This window comes from Arthrobacter sp. YD4 (genome assembly GCF_030410515.1).
GTDB lineage: Bacteria > Actinomycetota > Actinomycetes > Actinomycetales > Micrococcaceae > Arthrobacter.
Genome location: NZ_JAUHHD010000001.1, coordinates 675,193 through 691,425 on the forward strand (window position 1 = coordinate 675,193; position 16,233 = coordinate 691,425).

Annotated in this window: 18 protein-coding genes; 7 read left to right on the forward strand and 11 right to left on the reverse strand. The window is 68.7% G+C overall.

Annotation, left to right across the window (positions count from 1 at the left end; all coding sequences use genetic code 11):
- Positions 1-81: 81 nt before the first annotated feature.
- Positions 82-861: an SDR family NAD(P)-dependent oxidoreductase gene (locus QWJ39_RS03130; protein ID WP_290256233.1), complete on the reverse strand. Its 780-nt coding sequence runs from the start codon at positions 859-861 to the stop codon at positions 82-84.
- Positions 862-973: 112 nt separating this feature from the next.
- Between QWJ39_RS03130 and QWJ39_RS03135 the strand changes: the two genes are divergently transcribed.
- Entirely contained in the window at positions 974-1,516 is a 543-nt protein-coding gene (locus tag QWJ39_RS03135; RefSeq protein ID WP_290256234.1) for a TspO/MBR family protein, read from the forward strand.
- Positions 1,517-1,559: 43 nt separating this feature from the next.
- On the opposite strand, the gene QWJ39_RS03140 is transcribed toward QWJ39_RS03135, so the two are convergent.
- Positions 1,560-2,057 (reverse strand): SRPBCC domain-containing protein, encoded by a 498-nt coding sequence (locus tag QWJ39_RS03140; RefSeq protein ID WP_290256235.1) that lies wholly within the window; start codon positions 2,055-2,057, stop codon positions 1,560-1,562.
- Positions 2,058-2,089: 32 nt separating this feature from the next.
- Positions 2,090-2,458: a metalloregulator ArsR/SmtB family transcription factor gene (locus tag QWJ39_RS03145; RefSeq protein WP_290256236.1), complete on the reverse strand. Its 369-nt coding sequence runs from the start codon at positions 2,456-2,458 to the stop codon at positions 2,090-2,092.
- A 130-nt stretch (positions 2,459-2,588) separates the two neighbouring features.
- Here QWJ39_RS03145 and QWJ39_RS03150 point away from each other — a divergent pair, with 130 nt between their 5' ends.
- Positions 2,589-3,680 (forward strand): type I restriction endonuclease, encoded by a 1,092-nt coding sequence (locus QWJ39_RS03150; protein ID WP_290256237.1) that lies wholly within the window; start codon positions 2,589-2,591, stop codon positions 3,678-3,680.
- A 12-nt stretch (positions 3,681-3,692) separates the two neighbouring features.
- On the opposite strand, the gene QWJ39_RS03155 is transcribed toward QWJ39_RS03150, so the two are convergent.
- The 3 genes from QWJ39_RS03155 to QWJ39_RS03165 all read right to left on the reverse strand — a co-directional run bounded on the left by QWJ39_RS03155 (position 3,693) and on the right by QWJ39_RS03165 (position 8,616).
- Positions 3,693-5,693, reverse strand: coding sequence for an ATP-binding protein (locus QWJ39_RS03155; RefSeq protein ID WP_290256238.1), 2,001 nt, complete (start codon positions 5,691-5,693; stop codon positions 3,693-3,695).
- Between the two features lie 111 nt (positions 5,694-5,804).
- Entirely contained in the window at positions 5,805-6,251 is a 447-nt protein-coding gene (locus QWJ39_RS03160; protein WP_290256239.1) for an STAS/SEC14 domain-containing protein, read from the reverse strand.
- A 49-nt stretch (positions 6,252-6,300) separates the two neighbouring features.
- Entirely contained in the window at positions 6,301-8,616 is a 2,316-nt protein-coding gene (locus tag QWJ39_RS03165) for a glycosyltransferase family 2 protein (protein WP_290256240.1), read from the reverse strand.
- A gap of 214 nt (positions 8,617-8,830) precedes the next feature.
- Here QWJ39_RS03165 and QWJ39_RS03170 point away from each other — a divergent pair, with 214 nt between their 5' ends.
- The 3 genes from QWJ39_RS03170 (at position 8,831) to QWJ39_RS03180 (ending at position 11,110) form a co-directional block, all read left to right on the forward strand.
- On the forward strand, positions 8,831-10,411 hold the full coding sequence (locus tag QWJ39_RS03170) for a carbohydrate-binding protein (RefSeq protein ID WP_290256241.1): 1,581 nt from the start codon (positions 8,831-8,833) through the stop codon (positions 10,409-10,411).
- 54 nt (positions 10,412-10,465) lie between these two features.
- Complete coding sequence (locus QWJ39_RS03175) at positions 10,466-10,672, forward strand: DUF2945 domain-containing protein (RefSeq protein WP_290256242.1); 207 nt, start codon at positions 10,466-10,468, stop codon at positions 10,670-10,672.
- Between the two features lie 234 nt (positions 10,673-10,906).
- On the forward strand, positions 10,907-11,110 hold the full coding sequence (locus tag QWJ39_RS03180; RefSeq protein ID WP_290256243.1) for a hypothetical protein: 204 nt from the start codon (positions 10,907-10,909) through the stop codon (positions 11,108-11,110).
- A gap of 91 nt (positions 11,111-11,201) precedes the next feature.
- Here the strand turns inward: QWJ39_RS03180 and QWJ39_RS03185 are convergent, their stop codons facing one another.
- Positions 11,202-12,161: a sensor domain-containing diguanylate cyclase gene (locus QWJ39_RS03185; protein ID WP_290256244.1), complete on the reverse strand. Its 960-nt coding sequence runs from the start codon at positions 12,159-12,161 to the stop codon at positions 11,202-11,204.
- Positions 12,158-12,970: an alpha/beta hydrolase gene (locus QWJ39_RS03190; protein ID WP_290256245.1), complete on the reverse strand. Its 813-nt coding sequence runs from the start codon at positions 12,968-12,970 to the stop codon at positions 12,158-12,160. The genes QWJ39_RS03185 and QWJ39_RS03190 overlap by 4 nt, the downstream gene beginning before the upstream one ends.
- 186 nt (positions 12,971-13,156) lie before the next feature.
- Here QWJ39_RS03190 and QWJ39_RS03195 point away from each other — a divergent pair, with 186 nt between their 5' ends.
- Both QWJ39_RS03195 and QWJ39_RS03200 read left to right on the forward strand, forming a co-directional pair.
- Complete coding sequence (locus QWJ39_RS03195; protein ID WP_290256246.1) at positions 13,157-13,570, forward strand: hypothetical protein; 414 nt, start codon at positions 13,157-13,159, stop codon at positions 13,568-13,570.
- Positions 13,567-14,577, forward strand: coding sequence for a serine/threonine-protein kinase (locus QWJ39_RS03200; RefSeq protein ID WP_290256247.1), 1,011 nt, complete (start codon positions 13,567-13,569; stop codon positions 14,575-14,577). Before QWJ39_RS03195 ends, QWJ39_RS03200 begins: the two co-directional genes overlap by 4 nt.
- Positions 14,578-14,591: 14 nt before the next feature.
- On the opposite strand, the gene QWJ39_RS03205 is transcribed toward QWJ39_RS03200, so the two are convergent.
- The 3 genes from QWJ39_RS03205 to QWJ39_RS03215 are packed head-to-tail and all read right to left on the reverse strand — an operon-like array spanning position 14,592 to position 16,176.
- The gene (locus QWJ39_RS03205; RefSeq protein WP_290256248.1) at positions 14,592-14,981 is read right to left on the reverse strand and encodes a hypothetical protein; all 390 of its coding nucleotides are present in this window, start codon (positions 14,979-14,981) and stop codon (positions 14,592-14,594) included.
- Positions 14,978-15,589: an Asp23/Gls24 family envelope stress response protein gene (locus QWJ39_RS03210; RefSeq protein WP_290256249.1), complete on the reverse strand. Its 612-nt coding sequence runs from the start codon at positions 15,587-15,589 to the stop codon at positions 14,978-14,980. The genes QWJ39_RS03205 and QWJ39_RS03210 overlap by 4 nt, the downstream gene beginning before the upstream one ends.
- Positions 15,586-16,176 carry an RNA polymerase sigma factor gene (locus tag QWJ39_RS03215; protein ID WP_290256250.1) on the reverse strand — a complete coding sequence of 197 codons (591 nt, stop codon included), beginning with the start codon at positions 16,174-16,176 and terminating at the stop codon, positions 15,586-15,588. The genes QWJ39_RS03210 and QWJ39_RS03215 overlap by 4 nt, the downstream gene beginning before the upstream one ends.
- Between the last annotated feature and the right edge of the window lie 57 nt (positions 16,177-16,233).

Below are 16,233 nucleotides of genomic sequence, written 5' to 3' on the forward strand. Positions count from 1 at the left end.
CGTTGTGCAGGTTCCCCAACTGACCGGCAACTGGGGCCGTTTTGGGGCATAAAAACGGCCTCAGCTGTAGTCAGTAGGGCGTCAGAGGGCGGACCAGCCGCCGTCGGAGGCGAGCACCGCGCCGTTGATGTTGGTGCCGTCGTCGCTGAGCAGGAAGGTGATGGAGGCCGCCAGTTGGGCGGCCGTGGCGGGTGTCGGAATGTTGGCGCCCATCAGCGGCCCCAGCCGCTCGACCGCCAGTTGCGAACCCCATTCGGCGACGATGTTGGTGATGGTCGCACCGGGGGCAACCGTGTTGAAACGCAGCCCCTTGGGCCCATACATCACCGCCGAGTTCTTGGTCAGCCCGATAACGGCGTGCTTGGAAGCGGTGTACGCCGCGCCGGCGGCGGAGCCGCGCAGGCCCGCTTCCGATGAGACGTTGACGACCGAGCCCGTCCCCGCCTCCAGCATCAGCGGCAGGACCGCCCGGGTCAGCCGCATCAGCCCGGTGACATTGATCCGGAACACGCGGTCCCACACCGCGTCGTCCACCTCGTGGATCGGGGCGAAGTTGTCCATGATGCCTGCGACGTTCGCCAGGGCGTCGACGCGGCCGCCAGCGGCCTCGACGACGGCGGCGACGGTCTCCTCGGCCGAGATGTCCCCCGCGACGGGAACGATCTCCAGCTCCCCGTGCCCGGCCACCAACTCGTCGAGGCGCTCCGCGCTCACGTCGGCGGCAACTACCCGGCCGCCCTCCTTCGCGACCCGGAGGGCCGTGGCCAGCCCGATGCCCGAGCCGGCCCCGGTGACGATGACGGTCCTCCCCGAGAACCGGCCGGGGGTGATGCTTTCCTGCCATGCAGCTTCGTTGCCCATGATGTCCTTCCAGACGCAGCAGTCCTTGACAGCGCCAGCTTAGGGCAGGGGAAGCCGGGGGAACATGGGTCACGGTTTGACGGGAGCGCCGGGTGTTGTTCACAGTGATTGAGTGCTCTTGAACGTCGAACCAAGCGCTCCGGGCACGTCCGCCCCCGGCGCCCTCCCGCGGGGCCGGCAGGCAGCCGCCCTGGCCGCCTTCCTGGTCGTCTCCTTCGCGGTCTCCTTTGTGGGGTCCCTCCCCATCCGGATCAACGCCGACGGCTGGTACGCGGCGGCGGCCACGGCTCCCTGGACACCCCCGGGCGCGGCCGTCAGCACCATCTGGCTGCTGCTCTACACCGGCATGGCCGTGGCGGCCTGGCTGGTCTGGCGGCAGCGGCTTTTCCCGCGCCGGCCGGCCTTCCTGGCCTACGGCGGCCTGCTGGTGCTGAACCTGGCGTGGCCCCTGATGTTCTTCGGCATGTATCCGCTGCTGGGGTCGGCCGCACTGTGGCTGGCCCTGGGGCTGATCGCGGCGCACGCTGCCCTGGCCGCCGCCACGGTATTCCGCTTCGGCCCGATCAGCACCGCGGCCGGACTCCTGATGCTCCCGTACCTGTCCTGGCTGGTCTTCTCGGCCAGCCTGAACCTGTACGCCGCCCTCAACAACTGAGGGCGGCGGCCCGGCTCAGGCGGACCGGTTCGGGGCGCGTCGCTCAGGCGCGCGCAGGTTCGACAAGGAGCGCGTCGACCTGGCCGAGGGCGCCCTTCATGCCTTCCTCCATGCCCATGGCGACGATCTTTTCCATCTGTTTCTGGGTTTCGAAGGTTGAGACCACGCTCATCCGGGTGCGGCCGCCCAGGTCTTCCAGGGTGACGACGCCGTGGATGGTGCCCATCTCCGCGACCGGCTCGCCGTCGTCGTCGGCGAAACCGTCATCGAACACCAGGCGGTGCGGGGCCTCCAGGGAGACGAAGCGCCACCACCCGCGGGCCTTCTCCCCCTCGGGGCCGGTCATGTAATAGGTAGCCTCCCCACCGGGGACGAAGTCGTGCTTTTCGAAGGTCGCCGGCCACGTGGGCGGACCCCACCAGCGCTCGAGTTGCCGCGGATCCTCCCAGATCTGCCAGACGCGCTCGACCCCGGCGTCGAACTCCGCGACCACGGTGAGGCTGAGCGCCCCGGGATCCTGGGCTGAACTAATGACGGTCATTGTGTCCCCTTCCCTGCGATTGATGGTGCTGGTTAGTCCCCGGTGGAGTCACTCCCCGGCGCGGGCGGCGTGCCTTCCGCGAGGAGGTCCGCGATCCGGTCCGAGCGTTGCCTCCAGATGTTTTCGTAGTCGTCCAGAAGGCGCCGGACCCGTTGCAGTCCGTCGTGGTTGGCCCGCACGATCTGCTCCCGTCCGCGTTTCTGCTTGGTCACCAGGGTGGCGCGCTCCAGGACGGCAACGTGCTTTTGGACGGCGGCGAAGCTCATCGCGTAGCGCTCGGCGAGGCCCGAGACCGAGGACTCCGACGCCGTCACCCGCCGCACGATGTCCCGCCGGGTGGCGTCGGCGAGGGCCTGGAACACCCGGTCGGCCGCCTCTTCACTCAACTGATCTACAACCATTTGGTTGTAGAATAGGCCGCTTCCTTATGACCGTCAAGGGTTTCTGTCAGCCCAGAGGCGGCCTGATCCGAAAAATTGTCACGGCCCTGCGTTTGATTGACTGCACAATCACTCACATACAGGGGGACGTATGGATTTTGCAGAGAAACTTTCGGCGCTCGCGGCAAAGGTGCGGCAGCAAAGAGAAGCCATCCAGACCGAGGAAGCCACGAAGAACGCCTTCGTGATGCCGTTCATTTCAACGATTCTTGGCTACGACGTCTTCAACCCGCTGGAGGTTGTGCCGGAGTTCATCGCCGACGTCGGACTCAAGAAGGGCGAGAAGATCGACTACGCGATAGTCAAAGACGGCGAAGTCCAAATGCTGATCGAGTGCAAGAAATCGACGGAGCCTGTGAAGATCGAGCACGCCTCGCAACTCTTCCGCTACTTCGCGGTGACAAACGCACGCATCGCCATCCTGACGAACGGCGAGGTCTACCAGTTCTTCACGGACCTGGACGCGCCCAACCGAATGGATGCCAAGCCCTTCCTGGTGCTGGACCTCAATGACATCGACGAGACACTCATCCCGGAGCTCAGGAAGCTATCCAAGGACGTCTTTGACCTCGACAGCATTATCAACGCCGCTGGCGAACTCAAGTACATCGGCGAAATTAAGCGGACCCTGGCCGCTCAGTTCAGGGAGCCGGAGGACGAGTGGGTGAAGTTCCTGACGGGCCGTGTCTACAGCGGCGCCTACACCCAAAAAGTGAGGGAACAATTCACGGCTCTTGTTACTAAGGCCGCCAAGCAGTACCTGAACGACCAGGTCAACGATCGTCTGAAGAAGGCGCTCGGAACCCCTAACTTCCCGCAGACCGAGGATCCGGCGGCAGCAGCGACTGTCACCAGCGCCCCCGTTGCTGTGGCCGACCTGGAGGCCGCCGACGGTATCGAGACGACGCTGGAGGAAATCGAGGGCTACCAGATTGTGCGTGCGATCGTCTCCAGCGAGGTAAAGCCGGCCCGCGTCTCGCAGCGTGATGCGAAGTCGTACTTTGCGGTGCTTCTCGACGACAACAACCGCAAGCCGATTGCCCGGCTGCACTTTAACCGCTCGCAGAAGTACCTCGGCCTCTTCGGGAGCGATAAGGAGGAGACCCGCGTCCCGATAAACTCACTGGAGGAGATTTACGAACACACGGAGGCGTTGCGCGCGAGCGTCCGCAACTACCTCTGACGCCCGCGGGCATTAGCCCAGGAAAGTCCGATGGACGTCGCTGCCGTAGCGGCGGATGATGTCCCGGCGGGCGGTCTGGAACGCTTCAAGGTCGCCGCCGTGCCCGTGCTGGGCCACGCGGCGCCGGGCGAGTTCGTCCGCGATGACGTCAAGGAACAGTTCGGCCAGCAGCAGCCGGGCCGAGTCACGGAACCGGCCCCGGCCGTCAACGTAGAGCCGCACCGTGGGGGCAGCAGTGTTGATGATGACCTTGCGCTCCGCGGCGCTGTACACCGCCCGGTCCGCGCCGTCGGGCAGGCTTCGGAACTCGTAACCGGTGAAAAGGTCCATGCCGTGGTCCCGGTTGGGCCGCTGCCGGCCCCGGGAGTCACCCGGCGTGGCCGCGGCCCCGGCGTGCGCCGGCTGGTCACCGGCGTGCCGGGACGCCTGCTCGGCGATGACGATCTCGCAGGTGGCCCAGTGGTCCCCGGCCCTCGCGGTGAGGGTGCCCCGATCCCCCGCCCGGTCCCCGGTGACCGTCCAGACCAGCCGCCCCGGGCCGATCTCCGCAGTGTCCGGAACCATGGCGATCCGGTCCCCCAGATGGATGGACGGCGGCAGTTCGGCCTCGACGGAAAGATCCGCGACGGAGAAGTCCGCTCCCGGCGGCAACAGGAGGGGGTCGAGCAGCAGTCCCACGTGAAACGCATGCCCCGGCGGGCGGTAGTAGAACGGCGTCGTGAACCGCAGCGCCGGGCCCGCGCCGGGTGCGTCGGCGCCCCGGGTGGCTTGGGCGAAGACGCCGGCGGCGGCCTGTCCCGTGCCGGGCGTCAAGGAATGAGCCTCGGGCTCCGTCTGCAGGCCGAGGTCGACGACGGCGGCGCGGTTCATGTGCCGCAGCAGCTCCTCGATCATCTCCGCGGTCCGGCCCGAGGTGGTGGCCCGCTCCAGGTGCGAGAGTTTCTCCCGCTCGGCCAGCACGGCGGGGGCCAGCGCCGCGCTGACGGCCCGCGAGAAGGCCGCCACGAAGGGATCCCGGGCGTTGAGGCCTTCCCGCTCGTCGCTGATGACCGCGCGGCCGTGGCCCAGCATGTCGGTCAGGGCATCGCAGCGGACCTCCCCGAAGAGGTACTCCGTGCCCACTTGGTTCTCGAAGTCGAACAGCTGGCAGTCCAGGACGGCCTGGCCGGAGAGCACCACCAGCCCGTTGGTCCGTTCGTCGCCGCGGCTGATGAGCTCGGTCCCGGAAGCCCGCTTCACGGTCTGGGTGAACGGGTAGTCCCGGCCCTCGAAGGGCACGCTCCCCGTCTGCCCGGGTCCGATGAGGACCTCGGCCGCGGGCTCGGTGAACACGACGGGCTCGGGGCTGTCCGCGCCGGAGCCGGGGTGGCCGGCGGACAGCTCCACGGTGCGCCGGCCCAGCACCGCCCGCAGGTAGAAGTTGTTGGCCAGGGACTGACGCAGGGTGTGGTGCTGGCTGATCACCACGCGGGGGTTTTCGACGACGATCGTCACCCGGGTGCCGTGCCCCGCCGAAGGCCCTTCCGTCGTCAGCCCCAGCCGCGCATAGTCCGCGGGGAGGGCCGGGCGGCTCCCGCCGCCGTCGTCGTACAGGTACCCGCCGTTGCCGCCGCGGAAAATGTCGATCCGGGTGAAGCGCCCGTCCTGGACGGTTTCCAGCCAGCCGTGGCCCAGCCCGAAGACGGCCTGCTTCAGGCCCCGGCCGAAGTAGCCGCGGCCGTTGCCCTCGCCGCGGGCCAGCGGGCTGTGCGCGCCGCCATAGCTGAGGATGCTGCGGGCCTGACCGAAGCTCATGCCCTCCGCCTGGTCGGCGACCGTGAGCACGGCGCCGGTAAGGTGCCGTTCGTAGCTGACCCGGATCCGGCCCGGGACCGCTGCGCCGGCGCGCTCCATCCGGGCGTAGCTTTCGTCGCTGTTGGTGATGAGTTCCACCAGCGCCTTCTCCACCGACGCGAAGCGCCGCGAATCGATCCCGATCACGCGCTGGTCAACCTGTATTTCGGCGACGCCCATGGCACTCCCTCGCTTGGCGCCCCGCCGCAGGCGGCGGATCACAGCGCGGCGGGTCACGTCCTGGCCGGGCCCCTAGTCCGGGTCGACGGCCGTTACGGGGAGGCTACCAGTTCAGCGGTTCGCGGCGTCAGAGTATCCCGGGGCAGGGTTTCCGGCGGCCAGGCCGCCGGTTTCCGGGCCTTCGGAGTCCTCGAGGAACCCGCGCAGCCAGGCCAGCGCCTCGGCCCGGGAGGTGAAGAACTCGTGCGGGTAGTCGGTGTCCCGGCTGGTGGCCGCGGCGATCACCCGGTCCACCGCGCTGGAGCCCAGCACCGCGATGGCCAGGACGTCGGAGGACTTCGCGAACTCATACCGGGCCGCCGCGCTGATTTCGACGTCGGTCATCACCGAGAGCATCGGCATGCGGCCGCTCCCGGTGATCGCGGCGGTCGCCTTGAGGGCGTCCCGCGCGTCGGCGATGTCCACGAACGAGCCCGGCGCCCACGAGGACTCGATGATGCCGTCAGTGACCGTCAGCGAGTTTTTCCCGTTCGCAGCGAGGATCGTTTCGGCCGTCATCCGGCCCATTCTAGGCGCGGCGCGCAGTGGCAACGTGTCAACACCCCGGTCAGCGGACGCCGGCACGCTTGCGGCGGTCCTTCTTGCCGCGCAGATCCCGGTTCAGCCGGCGGTCGCCGTGGTACAGAATGGACTCCCAGTCGATCTCCTCGGGAGCCTTCGGCACGATCGCCGGGGCCTCGGCGCGGGGGGCCTTGGGCCTGACGTAGAGCCAGTTCAGCACGCCCAGGAAGATATCCACGATGGAGTTGCGGACCCCGATATAGGCCACGATCGCGTAGGTGGCCATGACGGCGTTGAACGCCGCGAACACCGCGTTGGCCCAGTTCTGCAGGGAGACATCCCGCCAGACGGTGAAGAGTGAGAACGCCACGATCGCGTACGGTGCCAGGACGTAGATCGCGGGGGCGGCGGTCCGGTCCTTGACCTTGGGCGTGCGGGCGAACGGGATCTTGTCCCCGGTCAGCGCCTGCTGCAGCGACTTGATGACGCCGGCCAGGTTGACCGGCATGAGCACCAGGTTGAAGCCGTAGATCCGGAAGATGTCGCTGAAACGGTGGCCGGAATCGCGGAGGTCGCTGCCCATCGCCAGGAAGTAGGGCAGGGCTGCGAGGAACACCAGCGGGCTGAGCAGCCGGCTGTCGTAGGGGTAGGCCAGCAGGAAGAGCAGTCCGAAGCTGGCCCAGGTGATGGAGGCCATGTAGTTCACCCGCAGCATGACCTCGCGGCCGCGCACATTCCGGTCGGTGCCGCGGCGGCGCCGGATGGTGTCCCAGAGCTTGGGCAGGATCAGCAGGCCGCCGTTGGCCCAGCGCCGGCGCTGCACCACCAGGGACCCGAAGTCCGGCGGGGTGGCGCTGTAGCTGAGGCGTTCGGGGTAGTTGACCAGGTCCCAGCCCTCGCGGCCGAGGTCCACGCTGGATTCGGTGTCCTCGATGACGGTCCGGTCCTGGATATAGGTCCGCACCTCGAAGCCGCCCTCGGAGGAGATCTCCACGATGTCCTCAAGCGCCACCTTGCGGATCACGGCGTTGGCGCCCACCCAGAAGGTCGCGCCGTAGCGGGTCATGCCCTGGTGCTGGATGTGCTGGAGGTCGGTCGAGGCGCCGGCGACGCGCTCGATGCGGGTCGGGGCGCCGCGGAAGGAGGAGTACGGGGTCTGGGTGACGGCGACCCGTTCGTTGCCCGGGGATTCCAGGAACGCGACCAGGCGCAGGCAGTAGTCGCGCAGCAGCAGCGAGTCGGCGTCGAGGGTCAGAACGTAGGTGCTGTCGGCCACGACCAGATCGCCGGGCGCCGGCTCTGTGGCCTGCCGCAGGACGGTCCCGTCCGCGGTCTGTTCCTGCCGCCAGCGGTGGCCCATCAGGCTCAGGTAGGAGTTCAGGTTCATCGCCTTGTTCGCCTCGTGCGAGAGGCTGACGTACTTCTTGCGCTCGAAGGAGGCGACGCGGGCATTGAAGATCCAGGTCAGGCGGGCGTAGAGCTCGCGCATCCGGGGCCGCTCGGGGACGGCGCCCTGGGCCTGGGCGGCGTGCAGGGCGGTCAGGACCAGCCGGAGTTCGCGGGCCAGGCCCATGAGGACCAGGTCCACGAAGAACTCATCGACGTGGTCCTCGACGCGTTCGGCCTCTGCCATGCCTTCGAGCCAGCCGGCGGCGTATTCGTATTCGTCGATGAGCGCGCGCAGGCCGGCGTCGCCGTGCTCCCCGCCCGCTTCGAAGGCCGCCAGTGCCGCGTTCAGCCGGGTGGCGGGTTCCTTCAGCGTCCGGGTGATGTTGGCGGCCAGGTCGCGGGTGGCCTGCAACCGTTCCTGGTCCGCCGGGTCGGTCGGGAAGGGCGGGTCATCGAGCAGCAGCACCACGGAAAGGTCGGGGAATTCCTGCAGCGCGGCGGACCACAGGGTGGCCCGGACCACCTGCGGCTCCTCGGCGTAGGAGGGGACCAGGACGGTGACGGAGGAGTGGTAGTCGGCGAAGTGGCGGTCCAGTTCGCCGCGGGGGATCCTGCGGTGGTCGCGGAAGCGGTTGAGCGCGCCCTGGCGGGCCAGCAGGTACATCAGCGCCGAAAAAGTCAGGAATGTTACGACGACGACGTAGGAGACGGATTCGGCACGGAACCGGAACCCGGCGGTGGGGTCGTTGATGAGCTGCCGCAGCACGGTGGTCACCACATAGGCGAGCCAGGCCAGGACGGTGACGACGATGCCGACCCGGCCGAGGATGATTTTCCGGCGCGACGGCTCGGGGTGGACGATGGCCAGGGGCTCTGACCGCCGTTCCGCACCCCATTGGCGTTTCCGGGTTTTCGACGCCGCGTCATCGGCGTCCAGGTCTTCGGGCCGAGGCGTGGCCAGGACGTCAGTCATACTTCCCCATCTGCAGATGTGTACCCCCAGCGGACACACGTCAGGCCGCGCTGTCCGCCATTGCACACCGCGATCTGCCCTTATACTAAGCGCACGACCCCGAATTATCAGTCCCCCGGCCGAAGATCGTTACCGGCGGGAGACCCTTGATTTGGCGGCGTATCCGCATTAGGGGGTTGCCGGACAGCTCTCCGACAAGCATTGGGGTAATTCTGTGTCTAACCGCTTTCCCGGACGCCGCCTTTCCAAGCTGCGGCTGGGGATCCTGATCCTGGTCGTGGCGGTCCTCGCCGGCGGCTCCTACCTGGGCCTGCGTTCCTTCCAGGACGCCAACGCCGCCTCTTCCATCCCGTCCGTGTTCTCGGGCTACGTGGATGTGACGGCCACGCCGCGGTTCGCGTTCGAGACCCCCACCACGCCCGAGGCGAAGGGCACCGTGCTGTCCTTCATCGTCGCGGACAAGCAGAACCCCTGCGTCCCGTCCTGGGGCGCCGCCTACGGCCTGGCCCAGGCAGAGTCGGACCTTGACCTGGACCGCCGCATCGCCCGGCTTCGCCAGGCCGGCGGCACGGTGTCCGTGTCTTTCGGCGGCCTGACCAACAACGAACTGGCGGTCGCCTGCACCGACCAGGACCGGCTCGCCGGCGCCTACCGCGACGTCGTCGAACGCTACGACCTCGCCTCGATCGACCTCGACGTCGAGGGGGCCGCGCTCAGTGACACCGCCTCGCTGGACCGCCGCGGCAAGGCCGTCGCCGCCCTCCAGCAGCAGCGCTCGGGCGCCGGCAAGAACCTCGACGTCTGGCTCACCCTCCCGGCAGACCCCAACGGCCTGACCGAGGCCGGGCGCGACGCCGTGGCCCGCACCCTCCGCGCCGGCGTGAAGCTGACCGGCGTGAACATCATGACGATGGACTTCGGCGGCAGCAAGCAGCCGGGACAGTCGATGTACCAGGCGTCCGCGTCCGCCGCCGACGCCGCACACAAGCAGCTCCAGGCCCTGTACCGCGACAACGGCGAGGACCTTGGCACGGACACCACCTGGCGCCGGCTGGGACTGACGCCGATGATCGGCCAGAACGACATTTCCGGCGAAATCTTCACCCTGGACGACGCGGCTGCGCTCAACGCCTACGCCAAGTCCAAGGGCGTGGGCCGGGTGTCCATGTGGTCCCTGAACCGTGACCGCACCTGCGGCAGCAACTACCCCGACGTCACCAAGGTCTCGGACAGCTGCAGCGGCATCAACCAGGGCAGCGCTTCCTTCTCGACGGTCCTCGGTGCCGATGTCATCCCGACCCGCAGCGCCGACGCGCCCGCCCCGGCGGCCTCCGCGACCCCCACTGCCACCGACGACCCCTCCACCAGCCCGTACCCGGTGTGGAACCAGACCTCCCGCTACGTCAGCGGCGACCGGATCGTCTGGCATGGCAACGTCTACGAGGCCAAGTGGTGGACTCAGGGCGACAGCCCTGACAACCCCGTCGAACAGGGCGCAGCCGTGCCGTGGAAGCTGATCGGCCCGGTTCTGCCCGGCGACCGCCCCAGCCCCCGCGCCACGGTCCCGGCCGGCACCTACCCGGACTGGTCTCCGACGACCGTGTACCAGCGCGGCACCCGGATTCTCTTCGACGGGTACGCCTTCGAGGCCAAGTGGTGGAGCCAGGGCGACAGCCCGCAGGCCATGCTCGAGGGCGCCCCGGACTCCCCTTGGCTCAAGCTCACGGCAGCCCAGCTGCAGTCGCCGTCGGCAACGGCGTCGGCGACGGCCTCCCCCACCGCGTCCGGGAAGTAGCGGCCGCGGCTTCCCCTTCCGTCCGACCCGATCCATCCAACCGAAGGAGCACCCGTGTCACTGCGCAAAGGAATGTCCGTGGAGTGGAACTCGCCGCAGGGAAAGACCCACGGCAAGATCGTGGAAAAGAAGACCAGCGACTTCGAGCTGGACGGCAACACGCACCGGGCCAGTGAGGACGAGCCGCAGTACGTTGTGGAGTCGGCCAAGACCGGAGCCCGCGCGGCCCATAAGGCCTCGGCCCTGACCGAAAAGAAGTAGCCGCCGGGCCGTCCCGCCCGGGCATGTGACCATTCTCACCCGCAATATTCGACTTCTGGCTTGAGGGCCCTTCCGGCCGCTGTGCATCATGGAAATCCATACTGGTGGACGCAACGGGGCCACACCGGTGGGCTTTCCAGCCGCCCTGGTCCCGGGTGTTTCCGGTGTGGACTGACGGCGGCTCCGCATCGGTGCGGCAGCCGGAGATCCGGATCAAGAATGGAAGCCTGAACAATGACGTTTGAAACTGCCACCACCGTGACCCACAAATTCTGGGACCGTGCCACGATGCACCACGAACTGGACGCCCTGGTCCACGAGCACTCGGTCCGGCACAACACCGCCAAGTCCAATGTCGCCGTCCACGCGAGCGGGCCCAACACCTTCACGCTCAGCGTGCAGCACGGCGCGGGCAACCTTGAGGCGGCGTCCGCCTAAACCTCCGACGGTGCCAAACGACGACGGCGGGAATCTTCCCGCCGTCGTCGTCCGCTTTCCGGCGGCGGCTTCACGGCATCCTGCGCGGTGCCTACCCCGCGTCGGCCCGCATCCGGGTCTTAGCCCGGTACATGTCCTGGTCCGCGTCAGTGAGCAGCAACCGCATCAGGTCCTGCCGCTGGTCCACGCCCGCGCCTGCAGGGACGGCGGTGTCCGCCGCTCCCACCGCGATCCCCAGCCGCAGCGGGGTGCCCTCGATGGTCACCGCGGCGGCCAGGCAGCCGCGGACCCGGGCCGCCACCGCATCAAGCTCGGACGACCGTTCGAGCCCAGGCACAAGGATCACGAATTCGTCCCCGCTGTACCGTGTCACCACGTCCGCGCCGCGGACGGCCCCGGAGAGCATCCGGCCCACGTGCTCCAGCACCTGATCCCCGGCGGCATGGCCCAGCGAGTCATTGACGAGCTTGAAGTCATTGACGTCGCAGAACAACAAACCCACGCGCTGCCCGTCAGACCCGGCCCGCGCCAGCGCTTCGAGCAGGCTCTCCTGCAAGTGGCGCCGGTTCGGCAAACCGGTCAACGGATCATGCAACGCCCGGTGATGCGCCTCGCGCAGCAGCCTGGCGCGCTCCGCGCCGGCATCTTCGAGCTGGCGGTGCGCGCTGGCCAGCTCCCGCTCATACCTCCGGCGCTCCGGCGCGGCGAAGAAGATCATCAGGTCCCGGAGTTGCCCCGCCGCCCGGGTCCGAGTGACGGTCAGCAGGACTGCGTGGCGCTCACCTCCGGCTCCCAGGACCGAGAGCGAGAGTTCGGCGAGATGCCCGTCCCGTTCCAGTTTCGGCAGCGCATGCGTACGGAACATCAATCGGTCCCCTGCCGGGAGCAGATCCAGAAGGCGCGTCCCGTCCAGCGCCCCCTCCGGCACCCCGGCCCAACCACAGAGCGTGTCGTTGGCGGCCACGATCACGCCGTCCGCGCCGGCCACGATGTACCCTGCCGGGGCCGACTGGAAGAGGCACCGGTAATCGAGGCCTTCCGCGGCGCTCACCGGGCCACCAGAAAGTTCATCATGGCCGCGGCGGTTTCCTCCGGAGCGCTGGATTGCGGGAAGTGGCCGGTCGCGGCGAGCTGCACCAACGAGGCGTTGGGCAGGCGCTCGTACAGATAATGGCCCACGTGGTCCGGCGTGACGATGTCGTCGGTGCCCTGCAGGACCAGGGTTGGTACGCCGACGTCGGGCAGCGAAGCTCGAACGTCGGAGAGGAATGCGACCCGGGCGAAGTCCCGGGCGATGCGGGGCCCGATCCGTTTAAAACTTCCCTGGACCTCGCGGTCGAGCTCCGGCGCGTCCGGGGCGTTCATGTAGACCGGCGCCATGGTCTCCGCCCAGACCAGGTAGTTCTCGTCCAGGGATTCGAACAGATCGTCGAGGTCCGCCCGGCTAAAGCCACCCACGTAGCCCTGGTCGTCATCGTTGAGGTAACAGGGCGACGACGTCAGGAGAATGACGCGGGCAAACCGGGCCTCGACATCCTCGGCGGCGGCCCGGACCGCCATCATGGATCCCACGCTGTGCCCGACGAGGGTGGCATCGCGCACCCCGAGACGGTCACAGACTTCCACCAGATCCGCCACGTACGCGTCCAGGGAGTCGTAGCGGGAAGAGTCATATGCGGCCTTGTCCGAACCGCCGGAGCCAACGTGGTCCATCAGGATCACCCGGAAGCGGTTGGAGAAGTACGGGAGGATCCGCCGCCACACCGTCTGGTCCGTGCCGAAGCCGTGGAGGAAGACGAGGAACGGAGCGCCCTCCGGGCCGGTGACCCGGACGTTGTTGCGTGAGAGTGCGTCACTCACCATCTGATCATCCCGCCCTTCCTGGACATTGCGGACTCCTGCTGCGCTTCCTGCGGTTCCCCGGGCCGGCGGATGAGTCGATCCATCCTAGCCCGGACCGGCACCAGTACCGAGGAGACACTGGACAAAAAAATAATACTAGTTAGACTAGCTACGTTGTCTCCTAGCTAATAGATCGGTGATCCCATGACGGCAGTGCTCGAACCCCAACAGGTGGCCAACGACCAATTCGAGGCACCGGCCGTGACCGCCCCCGCCGCCTCATCAGTCCCCGTCGACGCCGCCCCGCAGCACTGCGGTGGGGCCATGGTGAAACGGAAAGCGTCGCTGGATTCCCTGCTCTGGGGCTTCCAGCTGCCGGGCTCCGCTGAGTGGATCTGCCCCTGCGGCTTCCGGCAGGACGCGGCCGCCGCCGGAGAACCGCTGCACGCTGTCCGCACCGCCGCGGCCCGGGTCGAGAGCCTGCAATGGGAGCTGGACGCTGCGAAGGACGAACTGCTGTCCGCCCTGCGCGCCGCGGCCGCTAACGGTTCGACCAGCACCGAGCTCATCGAGGCTGCCGGACTGCCCGACGACGACTTCGCCCGGCTCCTACTGTGACCTTCGCCCAACTTCTCGGCGACCAACACCGCGCGGCCCGCCCCCTGCACCGTCGGACGCCCGGCCAAGCTCCAGCAACACACACGACGCTCCCCGCCAGGCCCGGGACCTGCCCCGCGGGCACTGCCGGCATCGTCAGCCGGCCGGCGGGCACCCCCGCCGCCACGGGCACCGGCGCCGGCGAACGCCTCCTGGATGGCCGCTACCGCCTCGGGGACCTGTTGGGCCGCGGTTCCGAGGCGGACGTCTACCAGGCCACCGACCTGGCAGCCCGGGGTTCCGCCCCCGAGCTGGCAGTCAAAATCTTCCGCGCCGGGACCGTAGACGCCGCCTCGCCGTTTATCCGCGAAAGGGACCTCCACGGCCCCCTGCGGCACCGCGCGATCGTTCGGGTGCTGGGCCACGGCCGGGCGGCCGACGACGCCGCAACGGAGGCCGGCCGCGGCTACGTCGTCACCGAGCTGGTTGACGGCCCCGACCTGCGCTCCCACCTGCACGGCAACACCCTCAGCGCCCGGCAGGTGACCGTCTGGTCGGCCGACATTGCCGGGGCACTGGCCCACCTTCACCGCCGCGGCATCGTGCACAACGACGTGAAGCCGGCCAACATCATCCTGGGCGGCCTCATATCCGGGGACACCGGCACAGGAGGCCGGGCCATGCTGACAGACTTCGGCATCGCCACGAGCGCCCGGCACCGGGCCAACAGCGCCACGTCCGGCACGCCCCACTACCTCAGCCCCGAGGCGGTCCACGGCACCGGGACCAGCAGCGCCAGCGACATCTATGCCCTGGGCCTGGTGATCTTCGAATGCCTCACCGGCATCAAGGCCTTCCCAGGTCCGGCGCTGGAATCGATGGTGGCCCGGACGCTGCGGCTGCCGCGGCTCCCGTCGACGGTCGGGCGACGCTGGTCCGTGCTGCTGCATGCGATGACCGATCCGGAACCCTCCCGCCGGCCCACAGCCGCCGCCGTCGCTCGCGCCCTGAAGCGCATCGACCGGTAATGCCGGCCGGGCGCTCATCCGGCGATGTGGACGACGGCAACCTCCACCGCACAGCGGCGCGGTTCCAGGCGTGCGCGGACCGCGGCTGCAGCTGCGCGTGCGACGTCGGGGGCGCGGTGTCCGGTGGCCACGCCGATGCGGGCCTTGACCGTGACGACGTCGCCGGAGGCGTCCACAGCCACCGGGTTGGGAGCCTCGCCGGTGACCGCGGCGTGGGCGGCGCCGGCAATGTTCTGCCACACCGGGTGGGCCGGGTACAGCTTCTGGACGCCGTCGACCTGTTCGAGGACCCGGCGCAGTTCGCCTGCCACGGCACTGTCCGGCACGCCGTTGACAGCAGTGTCCGGTGCGACGGCCGGGGCGTGGTCCGAAGCGCTGGCGCTCGGGCGCAGGGGCTCGGTCATGGCTTCTCCTCCGGTGTGGTCCGGGTCCTGTCCGCCGATGGGGGCGGGGCCAGGATGTCGGTAATGGTGACGTCGATCGACGTGATGTTCAATTCGGTTTGCTGTGACAGCGTTTCCGCCAGCTGGCTGCGGAGCTCGGCCGCCCGTTGTTCCAACGGGTGGCCGTACACCACGGCCAGGTCCACGGAGACGGTCACCGGCGCCCCCGGGGTTCCTACGTCCCCGTGCAGCCGGCATTTTCCCGCCGCGGTCCCGGGTAACGCATCCGCCACGGAACGGATCACCGCTGAAATGGCGCCTTCCGTCTCGGACAGGATGTCGTCTGCATGGCCGCCGCGGACGGGAATGCTCCGCCCGGGCCTGAGTTCCAGCCGCAGGTTGTCCAGGATGGACTGCATCCAGTCGTCGGTACCGGATCCCGCCGCCGCGATGTCGGCGTCGCGCAGGTCGGTGCCGAGCGCCGAGATGCTGCCCAGCGCCGCCAGTCCCGCCTGGCATTCCGGGCACTGATTGAGGTGTCCGGGGTCGGCGAACTCGCCGGTATCCAGATACGTGCTGAGTTCGGCCAGGGTATGTCCGCAGTCGAGGGTGTCGTTGGGTGTACTCATCGCCATTCCTCCATTTCGCGCGCCAGGGTGACCCGCGCCCGTGCCAGCCTGCCGCGGACGCTCGCGGTGCTGATGTTCAGGGTCTGCGCGATGTCCTCGTAGCTTTGGTCGTTGAATTCCTTGAGCACCCAACAGCGGCGCTGTTCCTCCGGCAGTGCTGCCAGCGCCCGCTTGAGTGCTTCAATCCGCGAGCCGCTGACGGCCGAAGATTCCGGGTCCGGGCTGGCGGGCCGTCCGGCCATGCCCGCGTCGAGGGTCTCCTCGACCGAGTCGACGTCGGTGTGGAAGCGGCGGCGGCGCAGGTGGTCGATGCTGCGGCTGCCGGTGATGCGGAGCAGCCAGCCGCGGACCGCCCCGGGTTCCCGCAGGGTATCGATCTGGCGCCAGGCCTGCATCAGCGCTTCCTGCACGACGTCGTCGGCGTCGGCGAGGGAGCCGGTCAGGCGGCGTGCGGCCGCCCGCATCACGGGCCCGTGACGCCGGGCGAGGGTTTCGAAGGCCGCAGTGTCGCCGTCGGCGGCGCGGCCGGCAAGCAGCGCATCCGGGACGGCGTCCAGGTGGTGCGGCGCCGGGGGTGAACCAGTCACGTGTCTATCGCTTTCATCGCGGGCCGTAGAGAGCGGGCCATAAAAGTGGGCCGGGCA